At 71.3% G+C, this 16,991-nt stretch carries 14 protein-coding genes; 9 read left to right on the forward strand and 5 right to left on the reverse strand.

Going from position 1 to position 16,991, the window contains the following annotated elements; translation table 11 throughout:
• The first annotated feature begins 95 nt into the window (after positions 1-95).
• The 3 genes from GUY59_RS05550 (at position 96) to GUY59_RS05560 (ending at position 4,041) form a co-directional block, all read left to right on the forward strand.
• Positions 96-581 carry a DUF3224 domain-containing protein gene (locus tag GUY59_RS05550; protein WP_201760533.1) on the forward strand — a complete coding sequence of 162 codons (486 nt, stop codon included), beginning with the start codon at positions 96-98 and terminating at the stop codon, positions 579-581.
• Positions 582-896: 315 nt separating this feature from the next.
• On the forward strand, positions 897-2,153 hold the full coding sequence (locus GUY59_RS05555; RefSeq protein WP_138199129.1) for a cytochrome P450 family protein: 1,257 nt from the start codon (positions 897-899) through the stop codon (positions 2,151-2,153).
• A 424-nt stretch (positions 2,154-2,577) separates the two neighbouring features.
• A complete protein-coding gene (locus GUY59_RS05560) occupies positions 2,578-4,041 on the forward strand; it encodes an aldehyde dehydrogenase family protein (RefSeq protein WP_138199130.1) in 1,464 nt (487 codons plus the stop codon).
• A 199-nt stretch (positions 4,042-4,240) separates the two neighbouring features.
• On the opposite strand, the gene GUY59_RS05565 is transcribed toward GUY59_RS05560, so the two are convergent.
• The 5 genes from GUY59_RS05565 to GUY59_RS05585 are packed head-to-tail and all read right to left on the reverse strand — an operon-like array spanning position 4,241 to position 9,161.
• Entirely contained in the window at positions 4,241-5,113 is an 873-nt protein-coding gene (locus GUY59_RS05565) for a polysaccharide deacetylase family protein (protein WP_138199131.1), read from the reverse strand.
• Positions 5,091-5,792: a fumarylacetoacetate hydrolase family protein gene (locus GUY59_RS05570; protein WP_138199132.1), complete on the reverse strand. Its 702-nt coding sequence runs from the start codon at positions 5,790-5,792 to the stop codon at positions 5,091-5,093. Before GUY59_RS05570 ends, GUY59_RS05565 begins: the two co-directional genes overlap by 23 nt.
• Positions 5,792-7,030 (reverse strand): MFS transporter, encoded by a 1,239-nt coding sequence (locus GUY59_RS05575; RefSeq protein ID WP_138199133.1) that lies wholly within the window; start codon positions 7,028-7,030, stop codon positions 5,792-5,794. Before GUY59_RS05575 ends, GUY59_RS05570 begins: the two co-directional genes overlap by 1 nt.
• Positions 7,027-8,409, reverse strand: coding sequence for an amidohydrolase family protein (locus GUY59_RS05580; protein WP_138199134.1), 1,383 nt, complete (start codon positions 8,407-8,409; stop codon positions 7,027-7,029). Before GUY59_RS05580 ends, GUY59_RS05575 begins: the two co-directional genes overlap by 4 nt.
• A 2-nt stretch (positions 8,410-8,411) precedes the next feature.
• On the reverse strand, positions 8,412-9,161 hold the full coding sequence (locus GUY59_RS05585; RefSeq protein WP_161714419.1) for a sulfite exporter TauE/SafE family protein: 750 nt from the start codon (positions 9,159-9,161) through the stop codon (positions 8,412-8,414).
• A 108-nt stretch (positions 9,162-9,269) separates the two neighbouring features.
• Between GUY59_RS05585 and GUY59_RS05590 the strand changes: the two genes are divergently transcribed.
• The 6 genes from GUY59_RS05590 to GUY59_RS05615 all read left to right on the forward strand — a co-directional run.
• Positions 9,270-9,974 (forward strand): GntR family transcriptional regulator, encoded by a 705-nt coding sequence (locus tag GUY59_RS05590; protein ID WP_161714420.1) that lies wholly within the window; start codon positions 9,270-9,272, stop codon positions 9,972-9,974.
• Between the two features lie 76 nt (positions 9,975-10,050).
• Entirely contained in the window at positions 10,051-11,496 is a 1,446-nt protein-coding gene (gene argG / locus GUY59_RS05595) for an argininosuccinate synthase (protein WP_138199137.1), read from the forward strand.
• A 60-nt stretch (positions 11,497-11,556) separates the two neighbouring features.
• Positions 11,557-12,084 (forward strand): hypothetical protein, encoded by a 528-nt coding sequence (locus GUY59_RS05600; protein ID WP_138199138.1) that lies wholly within the window; start codon positions 11,557-11,559, stop codon positions 12,082-12,084.
• Between the two features lie 684 nt (positions 12,085-12,768).
• Complete coding sequence (locus GUY59_RS05605) at positions 12,769-13,482, forward strand: thioesterase II family protein (protein ID WP_138199139.1); 714 nt, start codon at positions 12,769-12,771, stop codon at positions 13,480-13,482.
• Positions 13,479-14,309: an SDR family oxidoreductase gene (locus GUY59_RS05610; protein WP_201760534.1), complete on the forward strand. Its 831-nt coding sequence runs from the start codon at positions 13,479-13,481 to the stop codon at positions 14,307-14,309. Before GUY59_RS05605 ends, GUY59_RS05610 begins: the two co-directional genes overlap by 4 nt.
• 52 nt (positions 14,310-14,361) lie before the next feature.
• Positions 14,362-16,991 (forward strand): amino acid adenylation domain-containing protein (locus GUY59_RS05615; protein ID WP_201760535.1); only part of this gene is annotated, 2,630 nt, incomplete at its 3' end.

The following is a 16,991-nucleotide window of genomic DNA, read 5'->3' on the forward strand; positions in this document are numbered from 1 at the left end:
GCCCCGGCGGGCGAGTTTCCCTTGTTCACGCCTCGTTATCAAACTGAACAGTACAGTTTTATAGCGCCGAGGAATCGGCGGAAAGGACGGACGACATGACCTTCGCCTGGGGCGGGCTGACCGAAGGGCCCACCACGTACGCCGAAGAGCACCCGCCGGCGGAGGCGGTGACACACACCAGCTCCGTGCAGGTGCTCACCATGGACAGGCTGGACATCGGCCCGCAGGTCGTGGGAGGCCCGGCGGTCTTCGCAACGCTGATGACCGAGAAGTTCAGCGGCGGCATCGACGGCCTCGGGCACGCCGACCATGTCCGGGTCGTCCAGCCTGACGGCTCGCAGATCGTCGCCGGCGTCGAGCGCGTCGTCGGCTCGGTCGATGGCCGGTCGGGAACGTTCGTGCTGACCTGCTACGGCTACGGCGACCGGCCGGGATCGGCCCGAGGCTACTGGACCGTGGTGCCCGGATCCGGCACCGGCGAGCTGGCCGGGCTGCGCGGACGCGGCACATTCACCGTACGGCAGGAGCCAGACGGTACTTGGCACGCCGAGGACGCCTTCACGCACTGGTACGAGAAATGAGCACCCGCATGATGCCCGGCAACGTCCGCGTGGGATATCTCCAGACAGACGGCGTGCGCATCTATCACGAGGCCCTCGGGGGCGGTCCCGTGCTGATCTTCGGCGGCAGGGGGGTCGCCGCCGCTCCCCCGCGACTTGTCCGATCCTCGCGCGGCGATGGAGGAGCACGCCCGGCAGCGCGCTGGCGGCAGGGCTGCCCGACGGCGTGGAGATGATCTCTGCCTGCTTGGGTCCGCCATGCAGCGCTACATGACCGGGACATGAACGTGACCTCACGGCACTGCCAGGCTCCCATCGACAATTTCGTACCCAAGGATGAGAGAACCCACGATGACCAACATCTGGCATGAAAGCTTCCGCGCCGAGCCGTACCCGACGTATGCGCGGCTACGTGGCCAGGCACCCGTCCACCAGGCGACCGGTCCCATGGGCAGCGAGTTCTGGCTGATCAGCCGCTACACCGAAGCCCGTGCCGCACTCAACGACCCACGGTTGGCCAAACACCCTTCCCACGCCCCAGCCTGGCTGCACAACTTCGGCGTCGGAGCAGCGGACAGCCCGACACCTGTGGGCCTCAACATGCTCTCCAGTGACCCGCCCGATCACACCCGGCTGCGCAGGCTCACGATGAAGGCCTTCACCCCCAAGCGCGTCGAGCGGCTCAGGCCCCGCATCCAGCAGATCACCGACGAACTGATCGCCAACCTGGCCGGACTCACGCGCTTCGACCTGATCGAGGACCTCGCCTTCCCGCTCCCCATCATCGTCATCTGCGAGCTGCTCGGCATCCCTGCCGAGGACCGCGACGACTTCCGCACGTGGACCCGCGCCCTCATCCCACCGTCCACCCCCGAGGGCCTGGCCAGCCTGCGCACAGCCCAGACGGAGATGACCGAATACCTCACCAAGCTGGTCGCACGCAAGCGGGACGAGATCGACCACACGAGCGATCTCGAAAACCTGCCCGATCTGGTCAGCGCCCTCATCGTGGCCCGAGACGAGTACGACCGGCTCTCGGAGGACGAGCTTCTCGGCACGATCCGCATCCTCCTCACCGCTGGGCACCACACCACCGTCAACCTCATCGGCAACGCCATGCTCGCGCTGCTTCGCCACCCCGACCAGCTGAAGCTCCTGCGCGCCCGCCCCGACCTGCTCCCCGGCGCAATCGAGGAACTGCTCCGCTATGACGGCCCCTTCGAACACGCCACCCCGAGATTCGCCACCGAGGACATCGAAATCGCCGGCGTGACCATCCCGGCCGGCAGCGTGGTGGCCGTGGTCCTCTCGGCCGCGAACCGGGACCCGGCGTACCTGCCGGGTCCCGACCGCCTCGACGTCACCCGCACCAACCATTCCCACCTCGCCTTCGGCCACGGCATCCACTTCTGCCTCGGAGCGCCGCTCGCCCGCCTGGAGGGCCAGATCGCCATCGGCACACTGCTGCGCGCCCTACCCGAAATGACCCTCGCCTGCCCACCGGAGGATCTGCGCTGGTGGGCCGGGGGGATCACGCCCGTGTTCCGCGGCCTGGAAGCCCTCCCCATCCGAGTCGGGCCGTTCAAGAGATAGCCGGACTGAAACAGACGAGACCCCGTCCGATCCACGCAATCGGCCGGGGTTCGCCCTCCCCGGCTCTTCAAGCCACTGGACGAGCCAGTACCACTTGCGTGGCGGTTGTGGCGGAGAAGCAGCGAATCACTCGACGATGCCCCATCCCGCCGGCTGGTCCGGCGGGATGGGGCTTGGTGATGTCGACGACGGGTGGAAACTGGATCAGGCACACACTCCGTGATTGGGCCCGTTGGATAGATCACGGTTCGGGTGTTCCGGCCGGTAGCCGTCTACGTCTTCTGTCTCGGTCGGCCCTGCCGGATCGCCCCGGACGGAACGGGTCGGATGACCACGAGAGACCCCGGCGAACCCGCTGTAGCATGACGCCAAACAGGACGGGTCCGGTGACACGGGTCCTGGGACGACGCTGAGGTGACAGTCGATGACGCCGCTGGACCAGCTACCCGAGATCCGCACCGACCTCTTCATCGACGGCGAGCGCCACGGCGCGGGCGACTCGCTGCAGGTGATCGACCCGGCCGACGGCACGTCCGTCGTCGGCTACGCCGCGGCCGCCGACGCCAAGCAGGCCACGTCGGCGGTCGCCGCCGCCCACCGGGCGTTCCCCGCCTGGTCCGCCCGCACCCCGGAGAATCGTGCGGCGGCGCTGATCGCCGCGCTGGCTCCGCTGGAGGCCGAACGGGCGGCCACGGCCGAGATCCTCACCCGTGAGAACGGCAAGATCCGGCTGGAGTCCCACATCGACTCGGTCGTCTTCGAGCACCGTTTCCGGCTTGCCGCCGGACTGGCCGGCGAGGTCGGGCAGGTGACCACCCTGCCGGCGCCGCCGTACCGGACGGAGATCTCCCACATGCCCCTGGGCGTGGTGACGATCATCGTTCCGTTCAACTGGCCGCTGGCGATCCTGGCCGCCTCGCTGCCGCAGGCGCTGATCGCCGGCAACACCGTCGTGGTGAAGCCGCCGCCCACGACCCCGCTCGCGACCGTGCGCACCGCGGAGGTGGTGGCGCGCGCGCTGCCGCCGGGTGTGCTCAACATCGTCACGGGCGCGGACGCGCAGATCGGCGGGGCGCTGATCCAGGACGACCGGGTCAAGAAGGTGTGCTTCACAGGCAGCCCGGCGGGCGGCAAGCGCATCATGTCCATGGCCGCCGAGTCGCTGACCCGGGTGGCACTGGAGCTGGGCGGCAACGACCCGGCGATCGTGTTGGACGACGCCGAGCTCGGCCCTGACGCGATGCACCGCCTGTTCTCGGGCACGTTCGACTCGACCGGGCAGATCTGCATGGCGATCAAGCGCCTTTACGTGCACCGGTCGCGCTACGACGAGGTGGTGGAGGGGCTGTCCGGGATGCTCGCGGCCACCCGGCTGGGTCACGGTCTCGACGAGCGGGTGACCATGGGTCCCCTGCACAGCCGGCGGCAGCTCACGTACGTTCGGGAACTGCTCGGCCAGGCCCGCTCGTCGGGGGCGGAGGTGCGGGAGTTCGGCGCCCCCGCCGAGGGGGCCGACCTGTCCACGGGAAACTTCCTGCGGCCGTCGCTGGTGCTCGACCCCGCCGATGACACGCGGGTGGTGACGGAGGAGCAGTTCGGCCCGACGCTGCCGATCCTGCCGTTCGACGACGTGGACGACGCCGTGGCCCGCGCGAACGACACCTGGTCGGGGCTGTGCTCCTCCGTGTGGACGGAGGACCCCGGCCGGGCCGCGGCCGTGGCGGCGCGGATGCGTACGGGCTACACGTTCGTCAACGCGCACGGGGCCGGGCACCTGGACGAGCGGGCGCCGTTCGGCGGGTTCAACCACAGCGGCATGGGCCGGGAGATGGGCATCGAGGGCATCCGCGAGTTCATGGACACCCATTCGGTGGGGTTCCCCTCCTGACGGTCAGGTACGGACTTCACTGAAGTTTTGAGCACGCGGGCCGCCCTCGCCGACCGCGCGACCCCTGCCTTCACCGGCTACCTCACGCGCCCGTTCGTCAACCGCAGCAGGAACGAGACGCGGCGGCCCGCCCGGCGCGGCCGGGAGCCTGCCCGTTGGGTCACGGGCAGGTCCGTGGCCGGCAGGATCCCGGGCGGCGTCACGAAGGGCGTACGTCCCGGTACCAGTCGAGAATCTGCTCGCCGGTCATGAACGCGACGTCCTTGTGCGCCCGGATGTGCTGCAACGCCTGCTCGAAATACCGCAGCCGGTGCGGGACGCCCATGATGTACGGGTGCACCACCAGCGCCATCACCCGGGCCGAGTCCGCGGAGTCCTTGTAGAGCTGGTCGAACTGGTCGACGGCGCGCTGGAAGTACTCCCGGGCCGGATGGTGCTGGATCAGCATCATCGCGACGTCGTTGCACTCCTGCGTGTAGGGGATGTTGACGATGGGCGACGTCCGGGTGGCCAGCTCCACGGGCTGGTCGTCCAGCACCCAGTCGCAGACGTACTCGTAGCCCTCCTCGACCAGGATGTCGGGCGTCTCCCAGGTCTCGGTCAGCCCGGGGCCGAGCCAGCCGCGCGGGCGGCGGCCCGTCGCCGTCTCGATCGCCTTGGTGGTGGCCTGGATGTCGGCCCGCTCGTCCTCCACCTTCTGCATGTTCTTCTGGGTGAAGCCGTGGCCGACGAACTCCCACCCGCGGTCCAGTGCGGCCTTCGAGATCTGCGCGTAGTGGGTGACGGCCTGGCCGTTGATGGCCAGCGTGCCGGTCACCTCCTGGCGGTCCATGGCCTCGATCATGCGCCACACGCCGACGCGGTTGCCGTACTCGTGCCAGGCCCAGTTGGGCACGTCGGGGGCGGGGATGCCGCCGGCCGGCGGCGTGAGCACCGTCCTCGGCATCGGGTCGGTGTCGGACCAGGTCTCCACGTTGACGATGACCCAGACCGCCATGCGCTCGCCGGCGGGCAGTCGGAGCGCGGGGCGGCCCTCGATGGGGTCGTACTCAAGCCGTTCGCTGGGTCGCATGGGTCTCTCCTTCGACGATGGTGACGGTCAGGGAGGGCAGGTCTGTGACCTCGACGCGCACGCGGTCGCCGGGCAGCACGGGTCCGACGCCCGCCGGGGTGCCGGTGTAGATCAGGTCGCCCGGCATCAGCCGGTACGAGCGCGAGAGGTGACTGATGATCTCGGGCACGTTCCAGATCATCAGCTCCAGCCCGGTGTGCTGGCGCCGCTCGCCGTTGACGGTGAGCGTCAGCTCTCCGTCCAGCGGGTCGGAGCCGGGCAGGATCGGGCCGCAGGGCGCCGAGTGGTCGAAGGACTTGCCGGCCTCCCACGGGTGGGCCCGCTCGCGGCATTCCCGCTGCCGGTCGCGCCGCGTCAGGTCGATGCCGGCCGCATGGCCGAAGACCAGCCCGTACGCGTCCCGCACGTCGACGCCCGCGCCCTCGGCGCCGATGGCGACGACCAGTTCGCCCTCGTAGTGCAGGTCCCCGGTCTGCGGCGGGTAGGGCACCTCGGCGCCGTCGGGGACGACCGCGTCGGCAGGCTTCTGGAAGAAGAAGGGGTCGTCGCGCTCGTCGCCCTCCTTCATCTCCCTGATGTGGTCGAGATAGTTGCGGCCGACGCAGTAGACGCGGCGTACGGGGAACCGGTCGGCCGTGCCGTTCACGGGCAGGGCGACCTGGGTGGGTTGCCAGAGCATCAGTGCACCTCGGATGGAAGGGTCCTGCTGAACAGGTCGGGGCGCAGCACGAGCGCCAGCGCCGCGCCCAGCACGGAGAAGCCGACGATCTGCACCATGCCCGCGCCGACCCAGCCGGTGGCCTCGACCAGGGTGCTGAAGAGCAGGCCCGCGACGCCGGCCGCGACGTAGATGCAGGTGACGAAGAGCCCGGCGGCCCGGCTGACGATCTCGGGGCCGGCGGACTTGACGAGGTAGCTGGCGGCGGCGACGTACATGCCGGCGCTGGCGAACAGCCCGAACAGGAACGAGAAGGTCGCCTGCCAGGGGGTGGACGCGGAGCCGAGGAAGAGGGCGAGGCCGCTGGCGGCCACGCCGAGGTTGAGCACCGTCAACACCACCCTCGGGCTGAACCGGTCGGCGAGGTGGCCGCCGGCCGGGGAGGCGAAGGCCGCCAGGCCGGACAGGCCGATGACGAACCCGGCGCCGCCGGGGCTGTAGTGGAGCTGGTCGCGGAGGTAGCTGGCGTACATGCCGATGAAGGCGAAGTCGGCCAGCCCGAACAGCGCCGTGATGACGGCCAGCACGAGCGGGTTGCGCGACAGGATGCTGCGGGCGCCGCCGACGTGCCTGGTCGCGTTCTCCGCGGGGTCGATCTCGGTCAGCCGCGGCGAGACGAGGAACACGATGGCCAGGGTCAGCGCGACGCCGATGAGGGCGTACGCGATCATCGGGGCCCGCCACGTACCGTACCCCTCCAGCAGCACGCTGCCGAGCGAGGGGCCGATGATCGAGCCGGCGGCGAAGGCCATGTTGACGCTGCCGATCGCGACCCCGCGACGGGCGGGGAAGGCGCTCGACGCGACCGCGATGATCATCGCGAGCTGGAGTGCCTCGCCGACGCCGGACAGCACGCGCCAGACCAGCATGTCGAAGAACCCGATGGAGACCGTGGTGAGCGCGGTCGCGACCGAGAACACCAGCGTGCCGACGACGATCGTGCGCTTGCGTCCGAGTTTGCGCTGGAGGTATCCGGCGGGCAGACCGGCCAGGCCCATGCCGATGGCGAACACGGTGGCCTGCAGCCCCGCCGCCTCCAGGCTGAAGCCGTACTCGGCGCGGACCTCGACGAGCAGGATGGGGAAGACCATCCGGTCCATGGCGTTGACGGTGTAGGCCAGCAGCAGCAGGCCGAACATGGCGACGGCGACCTTGGGCGCGAGTGCGCCCCGCGTGGCCGTGGGGTGGGGGGCGGTCATTGCAGACTCCTTTCGCCTGCGGTGGTTGACGGCGTGGTCGATGAAGGGGGCCAGTCGCCTGCCGCGGCGGCCCTGGCGAGCAGGGCGTCCCGGCGGGCCGCGGCCACCGCGACGGGGTCCGGCTCGCCGTCGTCCAGGACGAGCGCGCCCCGACGCTTCAGTACGCGGCCGTCGGCGATGACGGTGTCGATGTTGTCGATCTGGCCGGTGTAGACGAGCGCCTCGACAGGGTCGCCCGAGGGGACCAGGTTGATGTCGGACGATCGAAGGATCACGAGGTCGGCGCGCTTGCCGGGAGTGACGGAGCCGGCGGTGTCGTGCAGGCCGAGATCTCTGGCCCCGTCGATGGTGGCGAGCTGGAGCAGCCGGCGCGGGGTGATCGCGGCCGAGCCCGTGCGCGCCGCCTCCACGGAGACGATCATGCGCAGGTGGCCGAGGATGTCGGCGCTGGTCGGCATGGCGAGCGTGTCGAGCGAGAGCGACACCGGCACGCCTGCCTCCAGCAACTCGGTGACCAGCGGGATGCCCATGGTGCGCAGCTCGGTCATCGGGCTCAGCGACACCCGGGTGCCCGTGCGGGCCAGCGCCTCGATGTCGCGCCCGTCGGCGTGCACGGCATGGACGACCTGCACGTCCTCGCCCAGCAGCCCCAGCTCCTCCAGCCGGGCGAGACCGCAGGCGCGGCAGCCCTCCTCACGCAGGCACCGGTCGCAGTGCATGGTGATGGGCAGCCCGAGCGCGCGGGCCTCGGCCCACTCGCGCTCGTAGACCTCGGGCGGCGTCCGGTACGGCCCGCGCAGCGCGACGCCGAAGTCCACCCTGCCGTCGAGCTGGTGGTCGGGCCAGCGGGCCCGCAGCTTGCGCAGGTCGTCGAGGTCGTTGGTGGCGTCGGGCGACGCCGAGTCCGGCGGTCCGTACGAGAAGCGCCCGCGCAGCCCGGAGTCCAGGTGCGCCTGGATGTTGGCGTCGGCGTCCTGGGGGGTGCGCACGTTGTGGTCGAAGTTGTGCACCGTGGTGATGCCGCCACTGGCCGCCTCGGCCAGCCCGAACCGGGCCGCCCAGTAGAAGTCGCCGAGCTCGAAGTGGGGTGCGAGGGCACGCTTGACGGTGAAGTAGCCGCTGCCGGGACGGTCGCCGACGGTGCCGCGCAGCAGCGAGTTCCACAGGTGCCAGTGGGTGTCGACGAAGCCGGGCAGCATGATCGTGCCCGTTCCGTCGATCACCTCTGCGTCCGTGACGTCGTGCGCGCCGGGGTGCGGAACGATCTCCGCGATCCGCCCGTCACGGACCAGGACGTCGGCGTTCGCCACGTCACCGACGGCGGGATCCATGGAGATCAGGTGAGTGCCGGTGATGAGAAGGTCGGGTCGTTCGCGCATGGTCACCTCACGAAGAGCGCGACGGACAGGATGAGACCGAAACCGACGATCAGCCACCGTAAGACGTGCGGCGGCACGCGCCGGGCGAGCACCACTCCGCTCCGGCCGCCGGCCAGTCCGGTGAGCGACATGACCGCGACCGGGATCCACTCGACGGGGCCGAACACGGAGAAGCACAGGGCTGAGATCAGGCCGACGACCAGGGACAGCGCGCTCTTGAGCGCGTTGAGCCTGTGCAGGTCGTCCGCCAGGAACGTGCCAAGGACGGCGAGCATCATGACGCCGAGCCCGGCGGCGAAGTAGCCGCCGTACATCGCGACCACGAACTGGCCGGCCAGCAGCGCGTGACCGCCGCCCGCCGCCCTGTCCCCGCCGACGCGCCGGGCCAGGCTTTCCTGAAGGGCCAGCGCGACGACGGAGACGAGGACGAGGAACGGGACGATCGACTCGAACTGTTCCGGCGGCGCGGCGAGCAGGATCGCGGCCCCGCACACGGCGCCGCAGGCGCTGACCACGGAGAGCCGCGGCACCTGCGGGCGCACGGCGGGCAGTTCGTCCCGGTAGCCGACCAGCCCGCCCACGTAGCCGGGCAGGGTGGCGAGGGCGCTGGTCACGTTGGCGGTGATCGGCGAGTAGCCCATCGCCATGAGCGCGGGGAAGGAGATCAGCGAACCGCCGCCCGCGACGCCGTTCACGGCGCCTGCCAGGAAGCCCGCGCCGGCGAGAACGAGCAGCTGAAGCGGGTCCAGCATGGTCGCCCTCCTTCCGGCTCCTGCCTCGATGAGTGGCAACGTATTCATTGCATGCAATGCATGTCAAGAGTGCTCGGGCAGCGTTTGCATGCAATGTATACTCGCCCCATGGCGGTCTCTTCCGAATCCCAGCCGGGCAGCGCCCATGCGGTCTACGTGGCGCTGCGCCACCGGTTCGCGGAGGGGCGATACGCTCCCGGCCAACGGCTGACGGAGGCGGCGCTGGCCGCCGACCTGGGCGTCAGCCGCACTCCCGTACGCGAGGCCATCGGCAGGTTACTGGCCGAAGGGTTGGTCATCCCGGCAGCCCGAGGCGTCGCCGTCGCCGCGCTGACCGCTGCCGAGGCGGAGCACCTGTTCGTCCTGCGCGCCACGCTCGAAGGGCTGGCCGCCGAGCTGGCCGCCACCCGGCAGGCCCGCGGGCAACTGGCCCCCGCCGACATCGACGCGCTCGACCGTGCCGTCGACGCGGTCGAGGCGGCGGTGCAGACCCACGACGCCCACGCCTCCGCTCAGGCCAACCTCGCCCTGCACCGCGCCATCGGAGCGGCGGCCGGCAACCCGTTCCTGGAGGACACCCTGCACCGGGTGTGGGATCGCATCGCGGTCACGACCGTGGCCAACCTCGACGACCCCCACTGGGCCGGCGCGATCACCGAGCAGCACCAGGCCATCGTCGCCGGCATCCGCGCCGGAGATCCGAAGGCGGCGGGGAAGGCGGCCAAGGCGCACATCGAGGCGGCCGGGCGCGCGTACAAACCGGCTTCGGAGAACGAACCCCGGGCCGCCGCGGCCGGGCAGCCCGCCCGCTGAGCACGACCCGACACGGCGGAGAGTCGTGACAGGCCGACGTTGCATGATCATGCATACCTATGTATATACTTCACGCGTGTCCAAGGTTCTCACTTCTCTGCCTGTCGGCGAACGTGTCGGCATCGCCTTCTCCGGCGGCCTCGACACCTCGGTAGCGGTCGCGTGGATGCGCGAGAAGGGCGCGGTGCCGTGCGCATACACCGCAGACATCGGCCAATACGACGAGCCCGACATCGCCTCGGTGCCCGGGCGTGCGACGGCCTACGGCGCTGAGGTCGCCCGGCTGGTCGACTGCCGGGCCGCGCTCGTGGAGGAAGGGCTCGCCGCCCTGGCCTGTGGGGCCTTCCACATCCGCTCAGGCGGTCGCGGCTACTTCAACACGACCCCGCTCGGGCGGGCCGTCACGGGCACCCTGCTGGTGCGCGCGATGCTCGAGGACGGCGTGCAGATCTGGGGTGACGGCTCCACCTTCAAGGGCAACGACATCGAGCGCTTCTACCGCTACGGCCTGCTGGCCAACCCGTCGCTGCGCATCTACAAGCCGTGGCTCGACGCGGGGTTCGTCAGCGAGCTCGGCGGCCGCACCGAGATGTCGGAGTGGCTGCTCGAGCGCGGCCTGCCCTACCGCGACAGCACGGAGAAGGCCTACTCCACCGACGCCAACATCTGGGGCGCCACCCACGAGGCCAAGGCGCTTGAGCACCTCGACGCCGGCATCGAGACGGTCGAGCCGATCATGGGCGTGCCGTTCTGGGACCCGAGCGTGGAGATCGCCTGCGAAGACGCCACCATCGGCTTCGAGCGCGGCCGTCCGGTGACGATCAACGGCAAGGAGTTCCCCTCGGCCGTGGACCTGGTGCTGGAGGCCAACGCCATCGGCGGGCGGCACGGCCTCGGCATGTCCGACCAGATCGAGAACCGCGTCATCGAGGCCAAGAGCCGGGGCATCTACGAGGCGCCTGGCATGGCGCTGCTGCACGCGGCCTACGAGCGGCTGGTCAACGCGGTCCACAACGAGGACACCCTCGCCGTCTACCACAGCGAGGGGCGCCGGCTGGGCCGCCTGCTCTACGAAGGCCGCTGGCTCGACCCCCAGGCGCTGATGTTGCGCGAGTCGTTGCAGCGCTGGGTCGGCATGGCGATCACCGGCGAGGTGACGCTGCGGCTGCGGCGCGGCGAGGACTACTCGATCCTCGACACGTCGGGGCCCGCGTTCAGCTACCACCCGGACAAACTGTCCATGGAGCGCACGGAAGACTCCGCCTTCGGTCCCGTCGACCGCATCGGCCAGCTGACCATGCGCAACCTCGACATCGCCGACACCCGCGCCAAGCTGGAGCAGTACGCCGGGCTCGGCATGGTCGGAGCCGGCCACTCGGCGTTGATCGCCGCGGCGGAGACGTCCTCGACCAAACTGATCGGCGCCATGCCGGAGGGCGGGGCCGAGGCGATCGCCTCCCGTGGCGAGGCGCCCGAGGACGAGCTGCTCGACCACGCCGCGATGGAGTTCGGCACCGACTGAGGCCCACCCTCGCCGCAGTCCCGTACGCGACAATCGTCGGAGAAGCGGCGAAGGAGGCGTATGAACGAGAGCGCGTCGCCGGCGCGGCTCGCCCACCGGCTGGCAGAAGTGGTGGGCGAGCTCCGTGGCATCCCCGTCGACGTCGAACGGCTCGACGACAGCGAGCTGGTCCGGCAGCAGATCGCGCAGTTGGCCGGCTCGGCCGGCGAGTTGCGCGCCATGCACCCTGTGGGCGAGCCCGCGCAGGGCCGCCAGGAACTGCGGAGCCGGCGCAGCGTGCTCGACGCCCTGCGGCGCGGCATGACGATGCGCACGATCGTGCACGCCGACGTGCTGGACGACCCGCGCAAGGCGCTGGTGGTCGGCGTGCACTTCGTGGCCCTGGCGCCCGTCTGGAAGGACTGGAGCATCGCCGTGCCCGGTGTGGTGCTGACCTTGCTCAGAGCCGCCGGGCTCGCCCTCGCGCCGACCGCGGCCGTGGCGTGGGTGCCGGTGGTCAGCGGGGTGCTGTCCGGCGTGGTGCTCCTGGCGGCCGCCGTCACCATGGGTCTGCGAGCTCTCACCGGCAGGCCGGCGGAGGTGTCCTAGCGGTGGGCCGCGCCGGGCGGTAATCGCGCGCCGGGAGCTGACGGCTGCCGGGCGGGGTCGGCGATCGTGCCGATGAGGTACGTCACCTGCCAGACAAACCCTTCCTTCTCCAGCGAACGCGCTGTAGCCGTAACTGACGCCGTCTCACATACTGACACAGACGTTTTACATACGGCTACCCCAAACTTTAGATTCAGGACATACGCTCTCGGGTGCCTGCGGCCTGACAACGAACTGCGGCAATCGCCGAGCGGCGATGGAACGATGTAAAACCCGCCGGAACCGACCCCTAGGACGGCTATATAACCGCAGGTCAGAACAGGGATGAGAGGGCCCGGGGAAGGGGTCCGACATGTGACGCAGGAAGGTGCCGAACCACCACCGTGTGTCACAGTTTTCTCATGTTCGACTTGACCTAAAGGACCGAAACTCCGTAGTTTTGGCCGTCGTTCGGCATGCTTGGGGCCGCAACGAGCGATGCGCGACGCCCGCCCCGGGCCCTGCCCGGCTTGTCGGTCGCGAATGGACGGGGGAGGCGATAGAGGCCAGCGGTCCGACCGGGAGCGTCACACAAAGTATCCGGCATGGACCACTACGTAATCGGCTCAGGGATGCTCGCCCGAACGGTGACGTCCCCGCGGCCCGGATTCCGCCTCTGGACGATCGATCGGAGAAATCCGCATCATGGAACCCACGTACCTTGTCTGCCTGCCCTTCGCCGGCGCCGGAGCGTCGTTCTTCCGCGGATGGCAGCGGCAGGCCCCCGAGGACCTGACCATCCTGCCGGTGCAACTGCCCGGCCGCGAAGAACGTTTCAACGAAGCCCCCTACACCGAGGTCGCCCGCGCGGCCGAGGCGGCGTGCACCCAGGTCCTGGCCAGGATCGACGGCGCCACCCCGCCCGTCGCGCTCTTCGGCCACAGCCTCGGCGCCGTGCTGGCGTACGAGCTGGCCAACCACCTCGCCAACGGCAGAGGAGTGACGCCCGAGCGGCTGTTCGTGAGCGGATCACCCGGCCCGCACGACGGGCGCGAGGCCAAAGCCAGCGGCCTCAGCGACGACGAGTTCCTGGCCAGGGTCGGGGAGTTCTCCGGCTACACGCATCCGGCGCTCGAAGACCCGGAGATGCGGTCGCTGCTGCTGCCCGTGATCCGGGCGGACGTCGAGATGCACGAGACGTACGAGCCGGCCACGGACAAGCCACTGCCCGTTCCGGTCACCGCGCTGCGCGGCCGAGACGACGAGCTGGTCGACGGCGCGCAGCTCGCGCAGTGGGAGCAGGTCACCAGCGCCGGGTTCAGGACCGCCGAGCTCGACGGCGGCCACATGTACCTGGCGGACGACCCCGCCGCCCTGCTCGGGCTGATCACGGACGAGCTGTCCGAGGAACGAACGTGACGCTGCGCCTGGCCGGCAAGACGGCCGTCATCACCGGCGCGGCCCGCGGCCTCGGACGCGCCACCGCCCAGGCGTTCGCCCACGAGGGAGCCGACCTCGTGCTGATCGACATCGCGCGCGACCTGCCCGGGGTTCCCTACCCGCTCGGCTCCCCCGGCCAGCTCTGGCACACCGAGGAGCTCTGCCGGAAGGCCGGCGTCGCGGTACTGGTCAAGGAGGCCGACGTACGGGACCTGCGCGAGATCGAGGACGCGGTGGCCCTGGCGGTCGACCGGTTCGGCGCCGTGGACGTGCTCGTCAACAACGCGGGCATCGCCGCGCCGTCCGGCAAGGTGACGCACGAGATCGACGAGGACGAGTGGCGGCTGATGCTCGACGTTGACCTCTCGGGCGCCTGGCGGGCCATCCGGGCGGTCGGCAGGCTCATGTGCGAGCGCGGCTCGGGCAGCATCGTCAACGTCGCGTCCACCGCCGGGCTGGTGGGCTACCGGCATTTCGCCGGCTATGTCGCCGCCAAACACGGTCTCATCGGGCTGACGAAGGCGGCGGCGCTCGACTACGCCCCGCGCCAGGTGCGGGTCAACGCGCTGTGCCCCGGCTCGGTCAGGGACGATCCGCAGGTGGAGGGCCGGATGCTGGCGGAGATCGCCCGCTCGCTCGACGTGCCCGTGGGCGCGCACGAGGAGGCGTTCCTGCAGGCCCAGCCGTCCAACGCGCTTATCGAGCCCGACGCCGTCGCCTCCGCCGCCGTGTGGCTGGCCTCCGACGAGTCCCGCCAGGTCACCGGCAGCGTGCTCACCGTCGACGGAGGCTTCACCACCCGCTGACGCCTTCGCCGACCGGCCCCGCCGGCCACCCGAACCCACTGGAGATCACTCTGTGTACCGCACCGTTGACACGCTGATCCCCGCCGCCGTCACGCCGTCCGGGCACTGCCACGCCCGGCGGACCAGGCTTCCCGGCGGCGCCGACGCCGCCCGGATGGCGCGGATCCTCGACCACGCCGCCCGCCACTGGTGGGGCGAGCCCGCCCGCCTGTGGACGGAACGGGTGCCCGCCGCCGCCGGTTCCGCGCAGGCCGCGCGGGCGCTCGACGCCGAGCTGCTCAGGCCGGCGCGCGGGCTGCGGGCCGTGCTGCTCGAGTACGCGGACGGGCCGGCCGACCTGGTGCTCGTCGCGCACCGGGCATGGCTGGACGCGACGTCGCTGCGGATGGTGGCCGAGGTGCTCACGGAGCGGGTCCCGTACAGACGGTTCCACGCCGGCCGGCCGCAGGCGGCCGCGCCGGACGACGAGCTGGTCAAGCGGTGGCGGGAGGCCGACTACTCCGGGGCCGTCGAATGGGCCTCGGGGGATGTCGCGGCGGGTGAGCGTACCGGGGTGGTGAGCGTGCCGGTGCGGGACTCGCCGCACCTGGCCGCCCGGATGGCGGTGGCGGCCGCGCTGGTCCTGGGACGGTACGAGGACCAGCGCTGCCCCGTGATCGGCGCGGTGACCGAGCCGCCCGCGCGGCCGGAGGAGGCGCTGGGGGCGTTCGACGCCGGGACGCTGCTGACGGTGGACCTCTCGGGCGCCTCCACGACCGGCGAGCTGGTGGCCGGGAGCGCCCGCGTCCTCGCAGGCGACGGCGGCTGGTGCGACGCCCGCCGGTACGCCCGGCTCTGCGCGGATGCGGGTGGCCGGGTCCTCGCGGGGCTGCTGGCCACCGCCACGGACGAGGAGGTTCCCTGCCAGACGGCCCTCTTCCCGCTCACCCTCGTACCCCGCCGCGACCACGACGGCTCCTTCCTCCTCGACGTACGGCACCGGCTGGCAGACGTGGACGGCGAGTCGGCGCGGCGGTTCGCCGTCCACGTCGCCCGCGCGTACGAGCGGCTGGCCGGCGATGACGACCTGGTCCCCGCCGACGTCGACCTGCTGGACGAGCGCAGGCGCCGCCACGTGGTCGGCCTCGGCCGCCCGGCCACGTCCCTCGGACGGCGGCCTGAGCGGATCGACGAGATCGTCGCCGCCCGTGCCGCCGAACAGCCCCAGGCCGTCGCCGTCACCGGCGGGGACCGCTCGCTCACCTACGCCGAACTCGACGCGCTCGCCGGCCGCCGCGCCGCCGCCCTGCGCGGGATGGGCGTGCGGGCGGGCGACCGGGTGGGACTCTGCCTGGACCGCACGCCCGACCTGGTGACCACCATGCTGGCCGTGCTGAAGGCCGGGGCCGTCTACGTGCCGATGGACCCCGCCTATCCGGCGGAGCGGCTGGCGTACACGGCCGGGGACGCCGCGCTGCGCGTGGTCGTCGCCGACCGTGACTTCCCCGCCGGCGACGGGCTGAGCGTCGTCTCCCCCGAAGGGCTCGCCGCCTCCGACGGCGGCGGCGTTCCGGAGAGCGGCGGTCCCGACGGCGCCGCGTACGTCATCTACACCTCCGGCTCGACCGGCCGCCCCAAGGGGGTCGTGGTGCCGCACAGGAACGTCGTCGCCCTCCTGACGGCCACGCAGGACGATTTCGGGCTCGGTCCCGGCGACACCTGGTCGAACTTCCACTCCAGCGCCTTCGACTTCTCCGTCTGGGAGATCTGGGGGCCGCTGCTCACCGGCGGCCGGCTGGTCCTGGTGCCGTACTGGGTGTCCAGGTCGCCCGAGGAGTTCCACGAGCTGCTGGTGCGCGAGCGGGTCACCGTGCTCAGCCAGACGCCGTCGGCGTTCGCCCAGCTCATGGAGGCCGACCGGCTCCGGGACGAACGGCTCGCCGTCCGGCTGACGGTGTTCGGCGGCGAAACGCTCGACGTCCGCCCGCTGCTGGGCTGGTTCGACCGGTATCCGGGCTGCCGCCTGGTCAACATGTACGGCATCACCGAGACCACGGTCCACGTGACCGCACAGACCGTGACCCGCGGCGACGCCATCGCGGGGTCCCGGTCGGTGGGACGCCCGCTGCCCGGCTGGCACGTGTACGTCCTCGACGAGCGGGGCCGTCCCGTTCCCGTCGGCGCGCCCGGCGAGATCCACGTCGGCGGGACGGGGGTGGCCACGGAATACCTGGGCCGCCCGGAGCTGACGGCCGAGCGTTTCGTGCCGGACCCGTTCGCCGGGGGCCGCATGTACCGCAGCGGCGACCGCGGCCGTCTGCGGCCCGACGGGCGGCTCGAACACCTGGGCCGGCTGGACACCCAGGTCAAGGTACGCGGCTTCCGCATCGAGCTGGACGAGATCCGCAACGTCCTCCTCGACGACCCCGCGGTCACCTCGGCCGCCGTCGTCCTCCGCGACGGCCGCCCGGACGCGCCCGGACGGACGGACACGGCCGGGCACGCGACCGGGGGTGGACCCGCGGCCGACGGTGGGCGCGAGGCCGGAGGCGAGCAGGCGGTCGATCATGCGCTGGCGCGGCTGGACGCGTACGTGACCCCGGCCGACGTCGACCCCGCCGAGGTGCGCCGGCGCGCGGCCAAGGTGCTGCCCGACCACATGATGCCCGCCACCGTCACGGCGCTGCCCGCGCTGCCGCTCAC

It is taken from the genome of Nonomuraea sp. K271 (assembly GCF_009908215.1).
Lineage (GTDB): Bacteria > Actinomycetota > Actinomycetes > Streptosporangiales > Streptosporangiaceae > Nonomuraea > Nonomuraea longispora.